Origin of the sequence: Aeromonas sp. DNRA1, assembly GCF_963888745.1 — a bacterium.
In the GTDB taxonomy this organism is placed as follows: Bacteria; Pseudomonadota; Gammaproteobacteria; order Enterobacterales; family Aeromonadaceae; genus Aeromonas; species Aeromonas hydrophila.
In genome coordinates this window covers 172,378-189,406 of the sequence record NZ_CAWPKQ010000001.1, presented here as the reverse complement: position 1 = coordinate 189,406, position 17,029 = coordinate 172,378, and the positions used below count along the sequence as shown (strand labels likewise).

Annotated in this window: 17 protein-coding genes; 11 read left to right on the top strand and 6 right to left on the bottom strand. The window is 63.6% G+C overall.

Translation table 11 applies throughout. The features are described 5' to 3' along the window. Nucleotides 1-14 precede the first annotated feature (14 nt). From AACQ43_RS00815 to AACQ43_RS00785, 7 genes are all read left to right on the top strand, one after another. Complete coding sequence (locus AACQ43_RS00815; protein WP_168965448.1) at nt 15-1,046, top strand: YcjF family protein; 1,032 nt, start codon at nt 15-17, stop codon at nt 1,044-1,046. 171 nt (nt 1,047-1,217) lie between these two features. Then, on the top strand, nt 1,218-2,012 hold the full coding sequence (phhA, locus tag AACQ43_RS00810) for a phenylalanine 4-monooxygenase (protein WP_168965446.1): 795 nt from the start codon (nt 1,218-1,220) through the stop codon (nt 2,010-2,012). 54 nt (nt 2,013-2,066) lie between these two features. Then, on the top strand, nt 2,067-2,405 hold the full coding sequence (locus AACQ43_RS00805; protein WP_017409651.1) for a 4a-hydroxytetrahydrobiopterin dehydratase: 339 nt from the start codon (nt 2,067-2,069) through the stop codon (nt 2,403-2,405). A 134-nt stretch (nt 2,406-2,539) separates the two neighbouring features. Then, nucleotides 2,540-4,087, top strand: coding sequence for a transcriptional regulator TyrR (tyrR, locus tag AACQ43_RS00800; RefSeq protein WP_016350472.1), 1,548 nt, complete (start codon nt 2,540-2,542; stop codon nt 4,085-4,087). Between the two features lie 165 nt (nt 4,088-4,252). Continuing rightward, nucleotides 4,253-4,834, top strand: a complete 582-nt coding sequence (locus AACQ43_RS00795; protein WP_175610091.1) for a YfiR family protein — start codon at nt 4,253-4,255, stop codon at nt 4,832-4,834. Continuing rightward, nucleotides 4,831-6,099, top strand: coding sequence for a diguanylate cyclase domain-containing protein (locus AACQ43_RS00790; protein ID WP_076362743.1), 1,269 nt, complete (start codon nt 4,831-4,833; stop codon nt 6,097-6,099). The genes AACQ43_RS00795 and AACQ43_RS00790 overlap by 4 nt, the downstream gene beginning before the upstream one ends. Nucleotides 6,100-6,101: 2 nt before the next feature. Then, nucleotides 6,102-6,590: an OmpA family protein gene (locus AACQ43_RS00785; protein ID WP_168965442.1), complete on the top strand. Its 489-nt coding sequence runs from the start codon at nt 6,102-6,104 to the stop codon at nt 6,588-6,590. Nucleotides 6,591-6,647: 57 nt separating this feature from the next. Here the strand turns inward: AACQ43_RS00785 and AACQ43_RS00780 are convergent, their stop codons facing one another. Further along, nucleotides 6,648-7,382: a TerC family protein gene (locus AACQ43_RS00780; RefSeq protein ID WP_016350476.1), complete on the bottom strand. Its 735-nt coding sequence runs from the start codon at nt 7,380-7,382 to the stop codon at nt 6,648-6,650. A 118-nt stretch (nt 7,383-7,500) separates the two neighbouring features. On the opposite strand from AACQ43_RS00780, the gene AACQ43_RS00775 reads away from it, so the two are divergent. The 3 genes from AACQ43_RS00775 (at nt 7,501) to AACQ43_RS00765 (ending at nt 10,767) form a co-directional block, all read left to right on the top strand. Further along, nucleotides 7,501-8,616: an ATP-NAD kinase family protein gene (locus tag AACQ43_RS00775; protein ID WP_168965440.1), complete on the top strand. Its 1,116-nt coding sequence runs from the start codon at nt 7,501-7,503 to the stop codon at nt 8,614-8,616. Between the two features lie 110 nt (nt 8,617-8,726). Then, on the top strand, nt 8,727-9,005 hold the full coding sequence (locus AACQ43_RS00770; RefSeq protein WP_011705767.1) for a YfcL family protein: 279 nt from the start codon (nt 8,727-8,729) through the stop codon (nt 9,003-9,005). A gap of 97 nt (nt 9,006-9,102) precedes the next feature. After that, nucleotides 9,103-10,767 (top strand): AMP-binding protein, encoded by a 1,665-nt coding sequence (locus AACQ43_RS00765; protein WP_168965438.1) that lies wholly within the window; start codon nt 9,103-9,105, stop codon nt 10,765-10,767. An 84-nt stretch (nt 10,768-10,851) separates the two neighbouring features. Here AACQ43_RS00765 and cdd read toward each other — a convergent pair whose 3' ends face one another. From cdd to AACQ43_RS00750, 3 genes are all read right to left on the bottom strand, one after another. Continuing rightward, entirely contained in the window at nt 10,852-11,733 is an 882-nt protein-coding gene (gene cdd / locus AACQ43_RS00760) for a cytidine deaminase (RefSeq protein ID WP_124252890.1), read from the bottom strand. A 187-nt stretch (nt 11,734-11,920) separates the two neighbouring features. After that, nucleotides 11,921-12,607 carry an LrgB family protein gene (locus tag AACQ43_RS00755; protein ID WP_011705770.1) on the bottom strand — a complete coding sequence of 229 codons (687 nt, stop codon included), beginning with the start codon at nt 12,605-12,607 and terminating at the stop codon, nt 11,921-11,923. Beyond that, nucleotides 12,604-12,960 (bottom strand): CidA/LrgA family protein, encoded by a 357-nt coding sequence (locus AACQ43_RS00750; RefSeq protein ID WP_011705771.1) that lies wholly within the window; start codon nt 12,958-12,960, stop codon nt 12,604-12,606. Before AACQ43_RS00750 ends, AACQ43_RS00755 begins: the two co-directional genes overlap by 4 nt. A gap of 159 nt (nt 12,961-13,119) precedes the next feature. Between AACQ43_RS00750 and AACQ43_RS00745 the strand changes: the two genes are divergently transcribed. After that, complete coding sequence (locus tag AACQ43_RS00745; protein ID WP_168965436.1) at nt 13,120-14,829, top strand: glycoside hydrolase family 36 protein; 1,710 nt, start codon at nt 13,120-13,122, stop codon at nt 14,827-14,829. 72 nt (nt 14,830-14,901) lie between these two features. Here AACQ43_RS00745 and AACQ43_RS00740 read toward each other — a convergent pair whose 3' ends face one another. Together AACQ43_RS00740 and sbcB are read right to left on the bottom strand one after the other, a co-directional pair. Beyond that, nucleotides 14,902-15,408: a hypothetical protein gene (locus AACQ43_RS00740; protein ID WP_167825122.1), complete on the bottom strand. Its 507-nt coding sequence runs from the start codon at nt 15,406-15,408 to the stop codon at nt 14,902-14,904. Between the two features lie 154 nt (nt 15,409-15,562). Continuing rightward, nucleotides 15,563-16,990, bottom strand: a complete 1,428-nt coding sequence (gene sbcB / locus AACQ43_RS00735; RefSeq protein WP_168965434.1) for an exodeoxyribonuclease I — start codon at nt 16,988-16,990, stop codon at nt 15,563-15,565. Nucleotides 16,991-17,029: the final 39 nt, after the last annotated feature.

The following is a 17,029-nucleotide window of genomic DNA, read 5'->3' as shown; positions in this document are numbered from 1 at the left end:
AGGAGAACAAGGCGATGAACGATCAGATAAAAGCGCGGCCACCGCTGCAGGGCAAGGTGATCCTGGAGCCCGCGTTGACGGCAGCCGAGAAGGAGCGGACGCCGGCGCCAGCCCAGCGACTGGAGGAGGCGAGCTTCGAGCGCCTCGATGAGCTGGAAGAGCTCACCGAGGTGGAGAGCGCCCTCGTCATCAAGCCGCGTCGCCGTCATCGGCTGCTGGCCTGGGGGCTGGGGGCGGTCGGTGTGCTCTCGTTGGGCCAATATGGCGCCTTCCTTTACGAGCAATTTCTCACTACTCCGCTGTGGGGCGGCGCCTGGCTGGCGGCCTCGGCGCTGGTGGCGGCGGGCACCGCCGGCGTGGTGGGGCGCGAGTGGCTGCGGCTGCGTACCCTCAAACGGCGCCAGGATGTGCGCTCGCGAGCCGAAGATTTGCTGGCTCATCAGGGGGTCGGCCAGGGCCAGGCCTTTTGCGAAGGGCTGGCCGAGCGTAGCGGTGACAAGGGGCGCGAAGGGTATCAGACCTGGCTGGCCCAGCTCGATGAGAGCCACAGCGATCGGGAGGTGCTGACCCTCTACAGCCAGCTGGTGCTCGGCGAGCGCGACAAGCTGGCCCAGGCGCGTGTGGCCAAATGGTCGGGGGAGGCCGCCGTGCTGGTGGCCCTGAGCCCGCTCGCCACCGTCGACATGATGCTGATGCTGTGGCGCAACCTGCGGATGATCGAGGATATCGCCGATGTCTATGCCATCGAGCTCGGCTATTGGAGCCGCATTCGCCTCATCCGTCAGGTGTTTCGCAACATGCTCTACGCCGGCGCCACCGAGCTGGTGACCGAGGTGGGGATGGACTTGCTGGGGGCCGAGCTCACCGCCAAGCTCTCCGCCCGCGCGGCGCAAGGGGTGGGGGCCGGCCTGCTCACCGCCCGCCTCGGCCTGCGCACCATAGAAGCGTGTCGCCCGCTGCCCTGGTGCGCGGACGAGAAACCCAGGCTCGGCGAGCTGCGCAAGCGGCTGATCGGTCAGCTGGCGGGCTACCTCAACAAGGGGTGAGCGGCCGGCCAGGGCTCGATTGTGGTTGTCACAAATTATTTACAATTGTCCGCCGCAGCCGACCCTTGGGTCGGCTGCTTTTTTGCGGGACAAACCGTTACAGTGATCCCATCGCGCAATGGCGCCTGACCGCCCGGATGGCGGGTTGCAACCCAGAGGATGGAGTCACCCATGGCAAGTCTCTACACCGCCCACCAGCCGGACGAAGCGGGCACGATCCACTACTCGGACGAGGAGCACGGCACCTGGCAGATCCTGATCGCGCGCCAGCTGGCGGCGCTCGAGGGCAAGGCCTGCGACGAGTACCAGGCCGGGCTGGCGCGGCTCGACCTGCCCCGGGATCGGATCCCCCAGCTGGCCCAGATCAACGCCGTGCTGCAACCGGCCACCGGCTGGTCGGTGGCGGCGGTGCCGGCGCTCATCTCCTTTGACCGCTTCTTTGCCCTGCTGGCCAATCGCCAGTTTCCGGTAGCCACCTTCATTCGCCGTCGAGACGAGCTCGACTACCTGCAGGAGCCCGACATCTTTCACGAGATCTTCGGCCACTGCGCCATGCTGACCAACCCCGCCTTCGCCCACTTCACCCATGTCTACGGCCAGCTTGGCCTGCGGGCTGGCAAGGAGGAGCGGGTCTTTCTGGCACGGCTCTACTGGTTCACGGTGGAGTTTGGCCTGCTGGCCACGGCGGACGGGCTGCGCATCTATGGCGGCGGTATTCTCTCCTCCATCGGCGAGACCGCCTATGCCCTTGGTGGCCAACCGGTGCTGCAACCTTTTGATCCCATCGAGGTGCTGCGCACCCCGTATCGCATCGACATCATGCAGCCCACCTATTTCGTGCTGCCCGAGCTTGGCGAGCTTTATCGTCTGGCGGAGCAGGACATCATGGCCATAGTGGCTGAGGCGCGCCGTCTGGGGCTGCGTCCCCCCCGTTTTGCACCGGCTGGCGGCAAGCAGGCGAGCTGAGCCGCCCGCCGGTGTTTGATTACCCCCTTTTCATCGATACACAAGGAGAGTCCCATGTCCGAACTGGCCAGCCAGCAGTGTGAAGCGTGCCGCGCCGATGCCCCCAAGGTGAGCGAGCAGGAGCTGAACGAACTGATGCGCCTCATCCCCGACTGGCAGCCGCTGGTGGTAAAAGGTGAGCTGCAGCTGCGGCGCGAATTCACCTTTCGCAACTTCAAGGAGGCGCTCGCCTTTACCAACCGGCTGGGTGAACTGGCGGAGGCGGAGTTTCATCATCCGGCAATCCTGACCGAATGGGGGAAGGTGACAGTAAGCTGGTGGACCCACAAGATAGGCGGATTACACCGCAACGACTTCATCATGGCGGCACGCACCGACCAGCTGCTCAAATAAACGTCTGTAGATGGCGCGGGCCTGCCCGGTGAAAGCGGGGCGGGCCCGCATTTTTATGGGCTGGCGCTCGCACTGGCGGGATCGAGTCTGTATTATCCGGTCATTCATAGAGTTAGCTAGGAAGTGTGTCCCGAATGCGTCTTGAAGTCAGCTGTGAAGACCGCCTGGGCCTGACCCGGGAACTGCTCGACCGTCTGGTGGAGCACAACATCGATCTGCGCGGCATCGAAATCGATACCTCAGGCATCATCTATCTCAACTTTCCCGAGCTGGAGTTTCGTGATTTCCAGCACCTGATGCCGGAGATCCGCCGCATTCCCGGGGTCTATGACGTCAAGACCATCCCCTACATGCCCTCCGAGCGCGAACACCACGAGATTGAGGCGCTGCTCAAGGCGCTGCCGGATCTGGTCTTCTCCCTCGATGCCAAGGGCAAGGTGACCCAGGCCAACCAGTCCGCCCTCACCACCCTGGCCCTGCCGGTGGAGGAGGTGCGTGGCGCGGCGCTCGGCTCCCTGGTCAAGGGCTTCTCCTTCAGCCGCTGGCTGGAAGCGAGCGAGATCCGGCCGCAGACCTGCAAGCTCAGCATCAATGGCGAAGAGTATCTGGCGGACCTGATGCCGCTGTTCGTGGCCGAAGAGAAGGGCAGACAGGCCCTGGCCGGCGCCGTGGTGGTGCTCAAATCTGCCCGTCGGGTCGGCATGCACTTCAGTGCGCTGCACGCGGTGGAAGTAGGGGGCTTTGAACACCTGCAGGCCGAGAGCCAGAAGATGAAACAGGTGCTGGCCCAGGCGAGCAAGCTGGCGATGCAGGATGCCCCGCTGCTCATCGTCGGCGAGACCGGCACCGGCAAGGAGCTGCTGGCCCGCGCCTGCCATGGTGCCAGCCTGCGCTCCAGCCATCCCTTCATGGCGCTGAACTGTGCGGCCATGCCGGACAACGTGGCCGAGAGCGAGCTGTTCGGTTACGCCCCTGGCGCCTTTGGCAACAACACCGAGGGCAAGCGCGGGGTACTGGAGCTGGCGAGTGGCGGCACCCTGATGCTGGACGAAATCGGCGACATGTCCCCCCATCTGCAGACCAAGTTTCTGCGGGTTCTGCAAGATGGTGTGTTCCGCCGGGTTGGTGACGAGCAGGAGGTAAAGGTCAACGTGCGCTTTATCTGCACCACCCAGAAGCAGCTGCTGGATCTGGTGCACGAGGGCAAGTTCCGGGAAGACCTCTACTATCGCCTCAACGTGCTGAGCCTGGCGCTGCCGCCGCTGCGCGAGCGCAAGGCGGACATCATGGCGCTGGCGCAGCAGTTCGTCTCCCGCTTTGCCAGTGAACTGCAGCGTCCGCGCCCGCGCTTTACCCGCAACATGGCGGAATACCTGACCGCCTACCGCTGGCCGGGCAACGTGCGCCAGCTGCGCAACTGCCTCTACCGCGCCATGACATTGCTGGAAGGGGACGAGATCGGCCCTGAGCACGTGGATCTGCCGGTGGCAGCCGACGCCATGCCGCTCATCGACGAGTGGTTCGAAGGGGGGCTCGATGAGGCGGTTAAGCGCTTCGAGAGCCGGCTGCTGGAGCGGCTCTACCCGGCGTTCCCCTCCACCCGCCAGTTGGCCAAACGGCTGGGCGTGTCGCACACCGCCATCGCCAACAAGTTGCGGGAATACGGGATCAACAAGAAGTAACCCCATGAATACACTTTATTGCAGGGCTCACGCACGGGTGGGCCCTCGTCATTATTGTGATGCCGGCCCGCTCAGCCCCTTGCTCTGTCGGCTGCGCCTTGTCATGCTGCTGATAAGTTCAATACTATTTCCATCCGGCTCACCCCTCGCGGGCAACCGCCCTTCATGGGTGCTGATGTGGGCTTAAGCGCAGGCATGATGCACTCTTTTTCACTGATCCGGATCCTGGTGTGGTTGGCGCCGCTGGTTTGCACGCTGGCTCTCTCCACCGAGCCGCCCCCCTTGACCTCGGCCGAGCTGCGGGCCGAGCAGGTGCGCCAGACCGTGCTCGACATTCTCAGCTACACCCGCTGGCCGACCGAGCCGAGCGAGCTGCGCCTGTGCGTGGCAGCGCCGACGGAGTATGCCACGGCACTCTTCTCCATCAAGCAGCAGGCCAACGGCCGGCCGGTCAGCGTCCATCGCTACGACGTCGAGGACAAGGCAATCGGCCCCCAGTGTGACGTGCTCTATCTGGGGGTGTTGTCCCCCGAGCGACGGCTGCCGCTGTTCGAGCATCTGCGCGGCTACCCCATTCTCAGCATCAGTGAACACAGCACCGAGTGCGTGGCCGACTCCGTCTTCTGCCTGCAGATCGGCAAGGAGCGGATCCGTTTTCGGGTTAATCTGGATGCCCTGGCCAGGAGCGGGGTGCGGGTACACCCCGCCGTGCTCAAGCTGGCCAAGGCCAATGAGGGGGGCTCATGATAGGCTTGTTTCGCCCCCCCAACCAGCGCCTCACCTTGCGACAGAGTCTGGGACGCACCCACCTGGTGACGTCCCTGACGGCAGTCTGCATGGCCGGTTTGCTGCTGACTGGCATCGCCCTGCTGGCGCTGCGGCTCTATGCGGATCACAACCTGGAGCTGGTGGCACGGGCTATCAGCTATACCAGCGAAGCGGCCGTGGTGTTCCACGACGAAGAGGCGGCCCGCGAGGCGCTGCAGGCCATCACCACCCACGAGGATGTGGCGCGGGCCAGCATCTATCTGCCGAGCGGCCAGCTGCTGGCCAGCTGGAGCCGGGCCATGAGCACCCCCTGGTCCGGTCTTGAGCAGTATCTGGCGCGGCTCATCCTGCCGGGGCCGGTGGATCAGCCCATGCTGCGGGGCGGGGTGGAGATCGCCCGCATTCATCTGGTGGGGCACGGCCAATACCTGCTGCTGTTCCTGTTGCAGACCCTGCTGGCCATGCTGCTCTGCCTGGTGCTCAGCACCCTGGGGGCCCTTTACGTGGCGCGCCGGATGCAAAACTCCCTCACGGCACAGCTCAAAGAGCTGGCCCAGGTGGCCCACAGCGTCAGCCGCCAGCGGATCCTCGCCATGCGGGTGCCGGAGGCCAACATTGCCGAGCTGCACGCGCTCGGCCAGGATTTCAACTCCCTGCTCGACGAACTGGAAGCCTGGCAGGCTCACCAGCGGCGGGAGAATGCCAGCCTGCTGCACCAGGCCACCCATGACGCCTTGACCGGCTTGCCCAATCGTGCTCTGTTTGAGGCTCGTCTGGATCAGGCGGTGACCACCGGCCGGCTGCATGATGAGCGCTTTGCACTGCTCTACCTCGATTGTGATCGCTTCAAGCAGATTAACGACACCCTGGGCCATGCCGCCGGGGATGACGTGCTGATCGCCCTGGCCAGACGGGTACAACATCAGCTGCGGCCGATGGATCTGGTATGCCGTCTGGGGGGTGACGAGTTTGCCATCCTGCTGACCCCCTTGTCCCAGGTGGGCGAGGCGGAAGATGTGGTTGCCCGCATCCAGCAGGCCATGGCAGACCCCGTGGTACTGGGGGATGGCAGCCAGCTGGTGGCTGCCGTCAGCATCGGGATCGCGCTGTATCCGGATCAGGGGCTGACCGCCGCCGATCTGCTGCAGCAGGCGGACCATGCCATGTACCAAGCCAAACGGCTGCGTCGGGAGCTTGCGCTCCATGACCAGCTGGAATTTGATGTCTCTGCTGAGGAAAAATAACAATGAAGATCCATGTCCTGATGAAAACCGGCTTGACCGGCCTGCTGTTGAGCGTGCTGGCGGGGTGCCAAAGTGCCCCCCATGGCCTGACCGCAGAGCAGATCGCCGTACTCAAGGAGCAAGGCTTTCGCCTGACCGATGAGGGTTGGACTCTGGACTTCTCCAACCGTGTGCTGTTTGCCAACAACGCCGGTGCCCTGACCGCCAAGACCCGTGTGGTGGTGGAAAAACTGGGCAAAACCCTGCAGGAGGTTGGCTTGAACCGGGCGCGGATCGATGGTCATACCGACTCCAACGGGGCGGCGGACTATAACGATCAGCTCTCGTACAAGCGGGCGCAGTCGGTGGCCGATGTGCTGGTCTCGGTGGGTATGCCGCAGGCCAACCTGGACATCCGGGGCCGTGGTGAACGCGATCCGATCGCCGACAACAAGACGGCTGCCGGTCGAGCTGAGAACCGCCGCGTGGCGATTGTCATCAGCAATGAATGACATGGTTGTGTAGATAAAAAAAGAGCGCCTGATGGCGCTCTTTTTTGTGGCTCGCGGTTATTCCTGTTTGAGCTTTTCGCGGTCGTGGTGACTGCGCAGGCGGATGTTGATCATCTCCACCGTCAGCGAGAAGGCCATGGCGAAGTAGATGTAGCCCTTCGGAATGTGCAGATCCATCCCCTCGGCCATCAGCGCGAAACCGACCAGGGTGAGGAAAGAAAGGGCCAGCATCTTGATGGTGGGGTGGTTGTCGACGAAATCACCGATGGCCTTGGCGGCGAACATCATGATGAAGACGGCGATCATGATGGCCAGCACCATGACCGGCACGTGATCCGCCATGCCCACGGCGGTGATGACCGAATCCAGGCTGAAGACGATGTCGAGAATGGCGATCTGGATCAGGGTGCTGATGAAGCCGGACGCGGCGGCGCTCACGCTCTCAGGCTCGGCGGCGCCCTCCAGGGTGGCATGGATCTCGTGGGCACTCTTGCCGATGAGGAACAGACCCCCCAGCAGCAGGATGAGATCGCGGCCAGAGATGGCTTCGCCCAGCACGGTGAACAGAGGCTCGGTGAGACGCATCACCCAGGCCAGAGAGAGCAGCAACAGGATGCGGGTACCCATGGCGAGACCCAGCCCCAGGATCCGCGCCTTCTGGCGCTGTGCTTCCGGCAGGCGGCCGACCAGGATGGAGATAAAGATGATGTTGTCGATGCCCAGTACGATCTCGAGCAGGGTCAGGGTGGCGAGCGCGACCCAGGCGGAGGGGTCTGCAATCCATTCCAGCATGATTGAACCTTGGTTGAACTTTGATTGAGGGTTGAAGCCGCGCATTCTAACAGGGGGTTATGGCTTGTCCCAGTGGCAGGAAAAGATAAAAATGGCGGCCATCCAACGGGAGGGACACATGTTTCGTTTAGGACTCATCATCAATCCGGTCGCCGGCATCGGCGGCGCGGTCGGTCTCAAGGGCAGTGACGGCATGGTGGCCGAGGCGCTGGCCCGTGGCGCCATCCCCAAGGCCCGCGAGCGGACCCGGCAGGCGCTGCTACCGCTGTGTGAACTGGCGGACCGCTTCGAGCTGCTGACGGTGGCGGGCGAGATGGGGGCCGAGCTTGCCGGCGAGCTCGGCCTGCCTTGCCGCATTGTCCATCAGCCCGCGGCAGCAGCCACCACGGCGGCCGATACTCGCATCGCCGCCGAACGGATGCGCGAGGCGGGCGTCGATCTGCTGCTGTTTGCCGGCGGTGACGGCACCGCGCGGGACATCTGCGCGGCGGTGGGGGAGGCGTGTCACGTGCTTGGCATTCCGGCCGGTTGCAAGATCCACTCCGGGGTCTATGGGGTGACGCCCGCTGCCAGCGGCCGGGTGGCGGCCCGGATGATTGCCGGCGAGCTGCTGAGTCTGGTGGATGCCGAGGTGATGGACATCGACGAGGAGGCGTTTCGCGCCGGCAAGGTGCGCGCCCGCCATTACGGCCAGCTGCAGGTGCCCGGCGATCTGCGCTATGTGCAGGCGGTCAAGCAGGGGGGGCGCGAGTCTGAAGAGCTGGTGCTTGCAGACATCGCCGCCGGCGTGGTCGAGCAGATGGAGCCTGATACCCTCTATCTGATGGGCTCCGGCAGCACGGTGGCGGCCTGCATGGCGGAGCTCGGCCTCGAAAATACCCTGCTCGGTGTGGATCTGGTGGAAAATGGCCGGCTTATCGGGCAGGATCTGTCCGCCGCCGAGATCCTGACCCGGATCCGTGGCCGTCGCTGCCGGCTGATCATTACCCTGATCGGTGGTCAGGGACATCTGTTCGGGCGCGGAAATCAGCAACTGAGTCCAGAGGTGTTGCGGGCTGTCGGGCGGGACCAGATCCAGGTCCTGGCCACCAAAGCCAAGCTGGCGGCCCTTGCGGGCAGGCCCTTGCTGGTGGATACCGATGACCCGGCGCTGAACCGGTCGTTAAGTGGTTATCTGCGGATCACCACGGGATACAAGGATCAGGTCATCTACCCGGTGGCCAACCCGGAATAGGACATCAAGGATGCGGCTGGCCTGGCGCCAGAGAGCCGTGATCAACCGGATCGCGGTTCCACTCCCCCGAATTATTTTGCCGGCAACCCCGGAAAATGAGGCTGCGTTAAATGACGATTCATGATTTTGAGCACAAGTTGTTGGGACTGATAGACGGCATGGTGGCCACGGCGACCGACGATGAGCTGTTTGCCGGGGGTTATCTGCGTGGCCACATCTCGCTGGCGGTGGCGCGGGCCGAGCTGGAAGGCAAGACCCTGGTGCGGGATGTAAAGAGTTATGTGCTGCGCAGCCTGAACGAGGCCATCCTGCAGGGTGAGCTTTCCGAGCAGGATGAGAAGCTGGTGCAGGCAATGTGGATTCGTTTGCAACAACAAGCAGAAGCTTGATCGGTTACACAGTTCAAACAGAAGTTTGAGTTTATTCTTCCCTGAAGTTAGTGAAAGGTTAATAATAAGTTTCGCCTTTTGTTTCAGGGATTAAACTATGGCTTCCTCCTCGCGTATTGCCAATAAACTGCCGCTCGAAATGCTCTACCAATGGGAGCGGCAGTGTCCTGACCGAGTCTATCTGCGTCAGACCATCAACCGCGAATACCTGGACTTCACCTGGGGTGAGGTGGCTGACGAGGCCCGCCGCATGGTGACCGCGCTGCGTCAGCTGGGGCTGGTGGCCGGCGACAAGGTGGCGCTGCTCTCCAAGAACTGCGCCCAGTGGTTTATCGCCGATCTCGCCATGCAGATGGGGCAGTACGTGAGCGTGCCCATCTATCCCACCGCCAACGTCGACACCATCGAATACGTGCTGCGTCACAGCGAGGCCAAGGCGATTTTCGTCGGCAAGCTCGACGACTGGAAGAGCCAGGAGGCGGGGGTGCCCGCCGAATTGCTGCGCATCGCCTTTCCCTATGACACCATGCCGGCGGCCCACCAGTGGGACGATCTGCTGGAGCAGCACGAGCCCATCCCGGACAGCCCGGTGCAGGCTCCGGACTCCCTGCTGAGCCTGGTCTACACCTCCGGCAGTACCGGCAAGCCGAAAGGGGCCATGCTGAGCGTCGAGCGCTACGCCTGGTCGTGCGAGAAGCTGGTGGAGGCGGTCGGGCTGTGCGAGCAGGATCGCGGCTTCTCCTACTTGCCGCTGGCCCACATCACCGAGCGAGTCTATGTCTATGGCGGCAGCCTCTATGGCCGCGCCGAGATCGCCTTCCCCGAATCCCTCGATACCTTCATCGAGGACGTCAAGCGCTGCCGTCCCACCGTGTTCATCTCGGTGCCACGGCTGTGGGCCATGTTCCGCATCAAGATCCACGAAAAACTGCCCCAGAAGAAACTCGAGCTGCTGCTCAAGATCCCGTTCGTGTCGGGCCTCATCAAGCGCAAGCTGCAAAAGGGGCTGGGGCTGGATCAGGCGCGGGTGCTGGGCTGTGGCTCGGCGCCGGTGGCACCGGCCCTGCTCGAGTGGTATCACAGCATCGGCATCGAGATCACCGAAGCCTGGGGCATGACCGAGAACCACGCCTTCTCCACCCTCAACTACCCGTTTAGGGCCGACAAGATAGGCACGGTCGGCAAGGCGGGGCCGGGGGTCACCATCAAGATCTCCGACGAAGGGGAGATCCTCTGTCGCTGCGAGGGGATGATGCTGGGTTACTACAAGGATCCCGAGCACAGCCGTGAAGCCATCGACGAAGAGGGCTGGCTGCACACCGGCGACATGGGCAAGCTGGATCGGGAGGGGTATCTCACCATCACCGGCCGCATGAAGGACGTATTCAAGACCGCCAAGGGCAAGTATGTGGCGCCGGTGCCCATCGAGGGGCTGCTCGGCCAGGAGCCCATCATCGAACAGCTGTGCGTGATTGGCTACGGCATGCCGCAGCCGGTGGCGCTGGTGCAGCTGGCGGAGCGCGCCATGAAGGGGGATCGCAATCAGGTCAACGCCCAGCTGGAGGCGGCCCGCAACCGGGTCAACGAGCAGCTGGAGTCCCACGCCAAAATTCGCGGCATCTTGGTGGTGAAGAGCCCCTGGAACATCGAGAACGGGGTGCTCACCCCGACCATGAAGATCCGCCGCCACCTGCTGGAGCAGAAGTATGCCGATATCGGCGACGCCTGGTCCTCTTCCCAGAGCATCATCTGGGAGTCCTGACGGGGCTCGGCAGGCTTGCTGTCGATCACCACGAAACAACAAGGGGAGCCACTGGCTCCCCTTGTTGTTTCAGGCAACGGCAGGTCAGACCGCCTGATACTCCAGCTCGACCGAGCCGAGCGCCTTGAGGGTGGCGCGGGCGGAGTCCTGCTGGCTGATCTGGCCATCCTTGCTCTCCAGCAGCACGGCGCGGCGGATGGTGGCGAGATCTTCGCCGCCCAGCACCGCGTGGGCACAGGCCATCTGCATCGGTGGCAGGCTGGGGTTGAAGGCGGCGTTTTCGGCGTAGCGACCGCAGAAGATGCGACCGTCGGCGAACTGCAGCGCCACCGCGGCATAGCCCTGGCTGTAGGGGGCGTAGCTCTGGCGGGCGGCGGCCAGTGCGGCCTGCCATAGCGGATCATCGCTCTCAAGCGTGAGTTCGTCGTGGGCCTGCGGGCTCATCAGCGCGTCCGTGATGTCCAGATCCGCCGGGCCGAACGAGTGGGGCAGGAAGGATTGCAGGGCGCTCAAGTCATCCGGCAGGGAAACCTTGAGGGTCTTGGCGGTGCTCAGCTCGTTCATGAACTGGCGGCAGTGACCGCAGGGGGTGTAGTTGACGGTGATTTCAGAGATGCCGGTCTCGCCACCCAGCCAGGCGTTGGAGATGGCGGACTGCTCGGCATGGACCGAGTGGAACAGACCTTGACCGGCAAACTCCATGTTGGCGCCGAAATACCAGTTGCCGCTCAGGCCGCAGGCGATGGCACCGACGAAGAACTTGGAGATGGGGGCCACCGAGCAGGCGGCGGCCAGCGGCAGCAGGGCCAGGCGCAGGGCGCGATCGTCAAGACCGGTGGCGGCCTTCAACGTGGCGACCTGATCCGGGGTGAAGCGAGCCTGGAAATCATCGCCCAGCATGGGCAGCAGCGCCGCCTTGAGCGGGGCGGACAGGGTATCGAGTGGCTTGGCAAAACGGGGATGCATAATGTGTCCTCAAAGGCCAATTGGGGGGCCATTGTAGGGAGCAAGCTCGGGCAAATGTGTGAGCGTGCTCACGCCCTGACGGGCAAACGGAGAGGGATGGTAATGGAAACGTTTGTCTTGTGCAAATTGTGCGGCAGGTCGCACATCGGCGGGCCCGCAGGCCCGCCATCGCGGAAAAGGGTGCTCTTCAGCTCAACCAGTGGTAGATGGCAAACAGCAGGGGGGCGACGGCGGCGGTGAGGATGCCGCACACCACCATGGCCAGCGAGGCAAAGGCCCCCTGGGTGATGCCCTGCTCGGCGGAGGTGGCGGTGCCGATGGCGTGGGCGCAGGCCCCCATGGCCAGCCCCTGGGCTTCGGGGTCGGTGACCCGCATCAGTTTGAGCAGGGGGAAGCCGATCAGGGCGCCGACGATCCCCACCACCACCACCACGGCGGCGGCGATGGCGGGAATGCCGCCCAGGGACTGGCTGACGCTCATGGCGAGCGGCGTGGTGATGGATTTGGTGGCGAGGGAGGCCAGCAATGCCGGATCGGCGCCCATAAAATGACCGATCAGCAAGGTAGTGCAGACCGAGATCAAGACCGAGCTCAGGGTACAGATTAGGATGGGCTTGAGCCTGGCCTGGATCTGGCGGGCCTGCTGATAAAGGGGCAGAGCCAGCGCCACCACCGCCGGCTCCAACAGCGCCGTGATGGGGCGGGTGCCGCTCTCGTACTGCTCCAGCGGCAGATCGAACCAGAGCAGCAGGCCGATGATGACGGCGGTGGGTACCAGCACCGGGTTGATGATGGGCCAGGGCAACTTGCGATAGAGGGCCCGAGTGGCGAAATAGAGCGCCAGGGTCAAGGGAATGGCCAGCCAGAAGATCATTTGTTCATCCTCTGGTAGAGGCGGCCGACGGTGCCGAGGATCAGCACGATCCCGAGCACGATGCAGAGCATGATGAGGCCGAAAGATTGGCGCAGTGGCTCCAGCCAGGCCACCAGCCCGACTGCCACCGGCACGAACAAGACCCCCATGTGGCGCAGCAGCAGGCCGGCGCCCTGCTCAACCCAGTGCAGTTTCACCAGTTGAAGGGAGAGCAGCACGAACAGCAGCAGCATGCCGATGATGCTGCCGGGGAAGGCGAACGGCAGGATGGCTGCCAGGGTTTTGCCCGCCAGCAGGCAGGCGACGATGACCAGAAAGTCACGAAGGTACAGCAAGGCACGTTGCGCGATCACAGTAGCCCCATCTTGGTAACGGTGAACTAAGGAATACGCCAGTCTACCAGAGAGGCCGGGTCGCGGCATTAAAACAATAACAGCTGAAATCAGTTCGTTTGAGGCTGATTTAATTGAAGATTTTCAGATAGAACCCTATTCGAACCACAAGGAGTCGCCATGACATCTCTCTTGTCCCGCCTGCGCCAGCTGGCGGACGACCACCATCTGCCCCCTTCGTTGCTGCAAACTCGCCAGTGGGAGGGGCCCCTGTGCCGGGTGCGGCTCGACAACACCGGCAGCAGCGAGGCCCGGGTCGAGCACTGGACGCTGTTTGATGGCAAGCTCGGTCTCTCGCCCGCGTGCGCCATCTACGGCGAAGGCTTCCAGATGCTGGCCCAGACCATGGGCAGCTGGCAAGCGCCGCAACCGGTCGGTCGCTGTCCCGATGCCGGTGTCTATCGCATCACCGATGATCAGGGTTATCACACGGTGCACAACCTGCTGCTGGTGGAGCATGACAAGGGCTGGCTGCTGCTCGCCTTTGCCAGTTGTCAGCGCTTTGGCGGGGAGTTTCGGCTCTACCCCGATGGCCGGCTGCAGATCCTGATGAACGGTGAGGGGCGTGCGCTCCCTGCCGGCCAGTTCTGGCAGAGCGAGGCGCTGCTCTGCCTTGAGGGGAAAGATCGGGAGGCACTGCTGGCCGAGTTGGCACAGCGGATCGAGGCTGAGCATGGCTCGCTGATCGGTCAGGTTGGCGAGCGCCCCAGCGGCTGGTGCTCCTGGTATCACTACTACGCGGACGTGAGCGCCGCCGACATTCGCGAGAACCTGCAGGTGCGTGCCGAGCGATTCCCGGCGCTGCGCTACGTGCAGATCGACGACGGTTATCAGGCCAAGATGGGCGACTGGCTTACCCCGTCGGCTAAGTTCGAGCAGGGGGTGGCGTCCCTGGCCGCCGAGATCAAAGGAGCTGGCTGCGAGCCTGCGCTCTGGGTGGCCCCCTTTATCGCCGAGCCCGGTTCCCAAGTGTTTCAGGATCACCCCGACTGGTTCGTGAAGGGGGATGACGGGCTGCCGCTGCCCTCCGAGCGGGTTACCTACGGCGGCTGGCGCTGCACCCCCTGGTATGTGCTGGATGGCACCCACCCCGAGGTGCAGGCTCACCTCGAACGGGTGTTTCGCACCCTGCGCGAACAGTGGGGCATCCACTACTTCAAACTCGACGCCAACTTCTGGGGGGCCATCCACGGCGGTCGCTTCCATGACCCGGATGCCACCCGGGTCGAGGCCTACCGGCGCGGCATGGCCGCCATCCTGCGCGGGGCGGGCGAGGGGATCTTTCTGCTTGGCTGCAACGCCCCCATCTGGCCAAGCCTCGGCCTGGTGCACGGCATGCGAGTGAGCGATGACGTGGAGCGCAATGGCCATCGTTATCGACAGATCGCTCGCGAGACCTTCTGCCGCGCCTGGCAGAACGACCGACTGTGGGCGCTGGATCCCGACTGCATCTGCCTGCGGGATCTGCCAAGCCAGCAGGCGAGCCCTGCCGAGTACCGTTTCCATCTGGCGGCGCTGGTGGCAAGCGGCGGCATGATGCTGGCCGGAGACCGGCTGCAGGATCTCGACGAGGTTCAGGCGGCGCAACTGCGCAAGCTGCTCGAGCTCTGCGCTGCGCGAGCCCCTGGCGCCCGTTTCGAATCGATGGACTTTGCCTGCGGTGAGGTGAGCCTGCCCGAGGGTGGCACCCTGCTCTGCCTCTTCAACTGGGAGGCGCAGCCTCAGGAGTTCCTGCTGCCGGCAGGGGGCGAAGATTTCTGGGATGAGGGGGCCGTCGGTACCGCGCTCACCCTGCAGGGGGGCGAGGGGCGGGTGATCCGCTACCGCTGAGCAGGCTGGCAATCATGATTCAGGCTCCCACGGGAGCCTGAATGTATTGCGAAAGGCGCTGCTATGCCGGAGTCAGTAACGCCACTCGAAGCCGATGGCGTAATTGGCGGCGCCATAGCCCGGGATCTCGTTGCTGGAGAGCAGGGCCTTGAAGGTGAGCTGCGTTGTGAGCGGAATGCCGAGCCCCATGCCGAGGGCCACCTCGTCGTTGGTGTTGCCCATCATGTCGGCCCGGATCATCCGATAGAGCGACATGTCCTGGCTCATGTGCACATAGCTCTGGGAGGCACGGTTGTAGAGCTGGCCAAACACTTCCAGCTGGAAACCGGCCTGGGGGGTGATGGCCAGGGGCACGCCGACGAAGTTGTAGAGATCGGAGCGATTGAAATAGCTGTTGGTGATCTGGGGGGTAAAGTCGGTCTGCTGATAGAGGCGGCTGAAGTTGCTCTCGATCAGCTGATAGGTCTGCTGCGGCAACTGCAGCAGATAGTCGGGGACATCAAAACGCACACCCGCCATGCTGGCCGATGGCAGCAGGGCGCAGATGAGCAAACCAAAACCGGATAATCCTGAACGCATCGGATGAGGCATCCCCAAGGGTCGATAGGCCAACCGGCCGTGAGTGCAATGTTAGCGCACAAATAATTGAAACATCAGGAGTCTTTGCTCCCCTTCCCATTATGTCGCGGGGCGGGGGAGCGTACAGTCATTTAACCGTGAGGCGGGTCACATCTCACAGATTTTCGAGGTAGTGATAGAGGCTCTTGAGGATGGCAAAGTTCCGTTCGTTACCCTGATTCTGCTCGGCCAGCGCCTCGAGGCGCGGTACATAGTCGGGCAGACGGCGGCTGAAGTAGTCGCTGCAGTGCAGTCGCCAACGTTTCTGCTCCGCTTCGCTCAGCGTGTGCGGCCAGTTGCGGGCACGGTAGCGAAACAGCATCTCCGGCAGCCGGGCGTCGGTGAAGGCAAACTCCCGCTCGCCCAGCAGATCCGCCGGGGTGGCGCGCACCAGATCCATGGTGGACTTGTCGCCGTGACCGAAGAAGCCGGCGTAGAGCTGGGTATCCGGATCGCCGTCATTGTTGCCGGCAAACTCCTGATTGAATACCTCCACCAGTTTCTCCCGCACCTCGGGGTGGGCGCGCAGCAGATCCAGGCTCTTGCGGCACTGCTCCCGATCGATGCCAAGCTGGTCGGCACGCTCCGCCGTCAGGGTGGCGGCCGGCGCCAGCACCGGGCACTTGTTGATGTGCACCAGCTTCACCGGAATACCGGCCAGATCCCCCAGCTCCTCTTTCTTGGTGTAGAGGCGCTCGCGGATCTCCTCGCTGGTGAGCTCGATGAGCGGGGTGGGGTCGCGGGTCAGATCCACCATGATCACCGCGTTCTGGTTGCTGGGGTGCCAGGCGAGCGGCGAGACCCAGCTTGCGCACCCCTGCCAGGGGGAGAACATGCCGGAGACGTGCACCAGCGGTTTCATGGTCACCACGTCGATGAGGGCCTTCACCTTGTTCTTGTTGCGAAGGTCAAACAGGTAGCCGAACAGCTTGGGCTGGGCCTTTTTCACCAGCTTGGCCATCTCGATGGTGGCCAGCACGTCCGAGAGCGCATCGTGGGCATTGGCGTGGGCCACGCCATTGGCGACGGTGAGCTTCTCCAGCTTGAAGCTCGGCTTGCCCTCTTCGTCAAACGCCCACTCGATCCCCTCCGGGCGCAGGGCGTAGCAGGCCCGCAGCATGTCGAGGATATCCCAGCGGGAGTTGCCGTTCTGCCAGCTGTAGGCATAGGGGTCATAGAAGTTGCGATAGAGGGTGTAGCGGGTCACCTCGTCATCGAAGCGGATGCTGTTGTAGCCCAGCACGCAGGTACCCGGGGTGGCGAACTGTTCGTGGATCTGACGGATGAAATCCGCCTCGCACAGCCCGTCCTTCATCGCTTTTTGCGGCGTGATGCCGGTGATCAGGCACGCCTCCGGCTCCGGCAGGTAATCCGCCGGCGGCTTGCAATAAATCACCAGCGGCTCGCCGATGAGGTTGAAATCCCCGTCGGTACGAATGCCGGCAAACTGCGCCGGTCTGTCCCTGGCCGGGCTGATGCCGAAGGTCTCGTAGTCGTGGAAGTAGAAGGTCGGCTCGCTGCCGGCGTGTGCTGTTTTGCTCATGTTGCTCGAGAGGGATATCCGATGACGGTGGCGCCTGGC

What these genes read in the sequence shown, in the direction of transcription:
- AACQ43_RS00815 (WP_168965448.1), top strand. Translation starts at nt 15, where the DNA reads ATGAACGATCAGATAAAAGCGCGGCCACCGCTGCAGGGCAAGGTGATC.
- phhA (WP_168965446.1), top strand. Translation starts at nt 1,218, where the DNA reads ATGGCAAGTCTCTACACCGCCCACCAGCCGGACGAAGCGGGCACGATC.
- AACQ43_RS00805 (WP_017409651.1), top strand. Translation starts at nt 2,067, where the DNA reads ATGTCCGAACTGGCCAGCCAGCAGTGTGAAGCGTGCCGCGCCGATGCC.
- tyrR (WP_016350472.1), top strand. Translation starts at nt 2,540, where the DNA reads ATGCGTCTTGAAGTCAGCTGTGAAGACCGCCTGGGCCTGACCCGGGAA.
- AACQ43_RS00795 (WP_175610091.1), top strand. Translation starts at nt 4,253, where the DNA reads ATGGGTGCTGATGTGGGCTTAAGCGCAGGCATGATGCACTCTTTTTCA.
- AACQ43_RS00790 (WP_076362743.1), top strand. Translation starts at nt 4,831, where the DNA reads ATGATAGGCTTGTTTCGCCCCCCCAACCAGCGCCTCACCTTGCGACAG.
- AACQ43_RS00785 (WP_168965442.1), top strand. Translation starts at nt 6,102, where the DNA reads ATGAAGATCCATGTCCTGATGAAAACCGGCTTGACCGGCCTGCTGTTG.
- AACQ43_RS00780 (WP_016350476.1), bottom strand. Translation starts at nt 7,382, where the DNA reads ATGCTGGAATGGATTGCAGACCCCTCCGCCTGGGTCGCGCTCGCCACC.
- AACQ43_RS00775 (WP_168965440.1), top strand. Translation starts at nt 7,501, where the DNA reads ATGTTTCGTTTAGGACTCATCATCAATCCGGTCGCCGGCATCGGCGGC.
- AACQ43_RS00770 (WP_011705767.1), top strand. Translation starts at nt 8,727, where the DNA reads ATGACGATTCATGATTTTGAGCACAAGTTGTTGGGACTGATAGACGGC.
- AACQ43_RS00765 (WP_168965438.1), top strand. Translation starts at nt 9,103, where the DNA reads ATGGCTTCCTCCTCGCGTATTGCCAATAAACTGCCGCTCGAAATGCTC.
- cdd (WP_124252890.1), bottom strand. Translation starts at nt 11,733, where the DNA reads ATGCATCCCCGTTTTGCCAAGCCACTCGATACCCTGTCCGCCCCGCTC.
- AACQ43_RS00755 (WP_011705770.1), bottom strand. Translation starts at nt 12,607, where the DNA reads ATGATCTTCTGGCTGGCCATTCCCTTGACCCTGGCGCTCTATTTCGCC.
- AACQ43_RS00745 (WP_168965436.1), top strand. Translation starts at nt 13,120, where the DNA reads ATGACATCTCTCTTGTCCCGCCTGCGCCAGCTGGCGGACGACCACCAT.
- AACQ43_RS00740 (WP_167825122.1), bottom strand. Translation starts at nt 15,408, where the DNA reads ATGCGTTCAGGATTATCCGGTTTTGGTTTGCTCATCTGCGCCCTGCTG.
- sbcB (WP_168965434.1), bottom strand. Translation starts at nt 16,990, where the DNA reads ATGAGCAAAACAGCACACGCCGGCAGCGAGCCGACCTTCTACTTCCAC.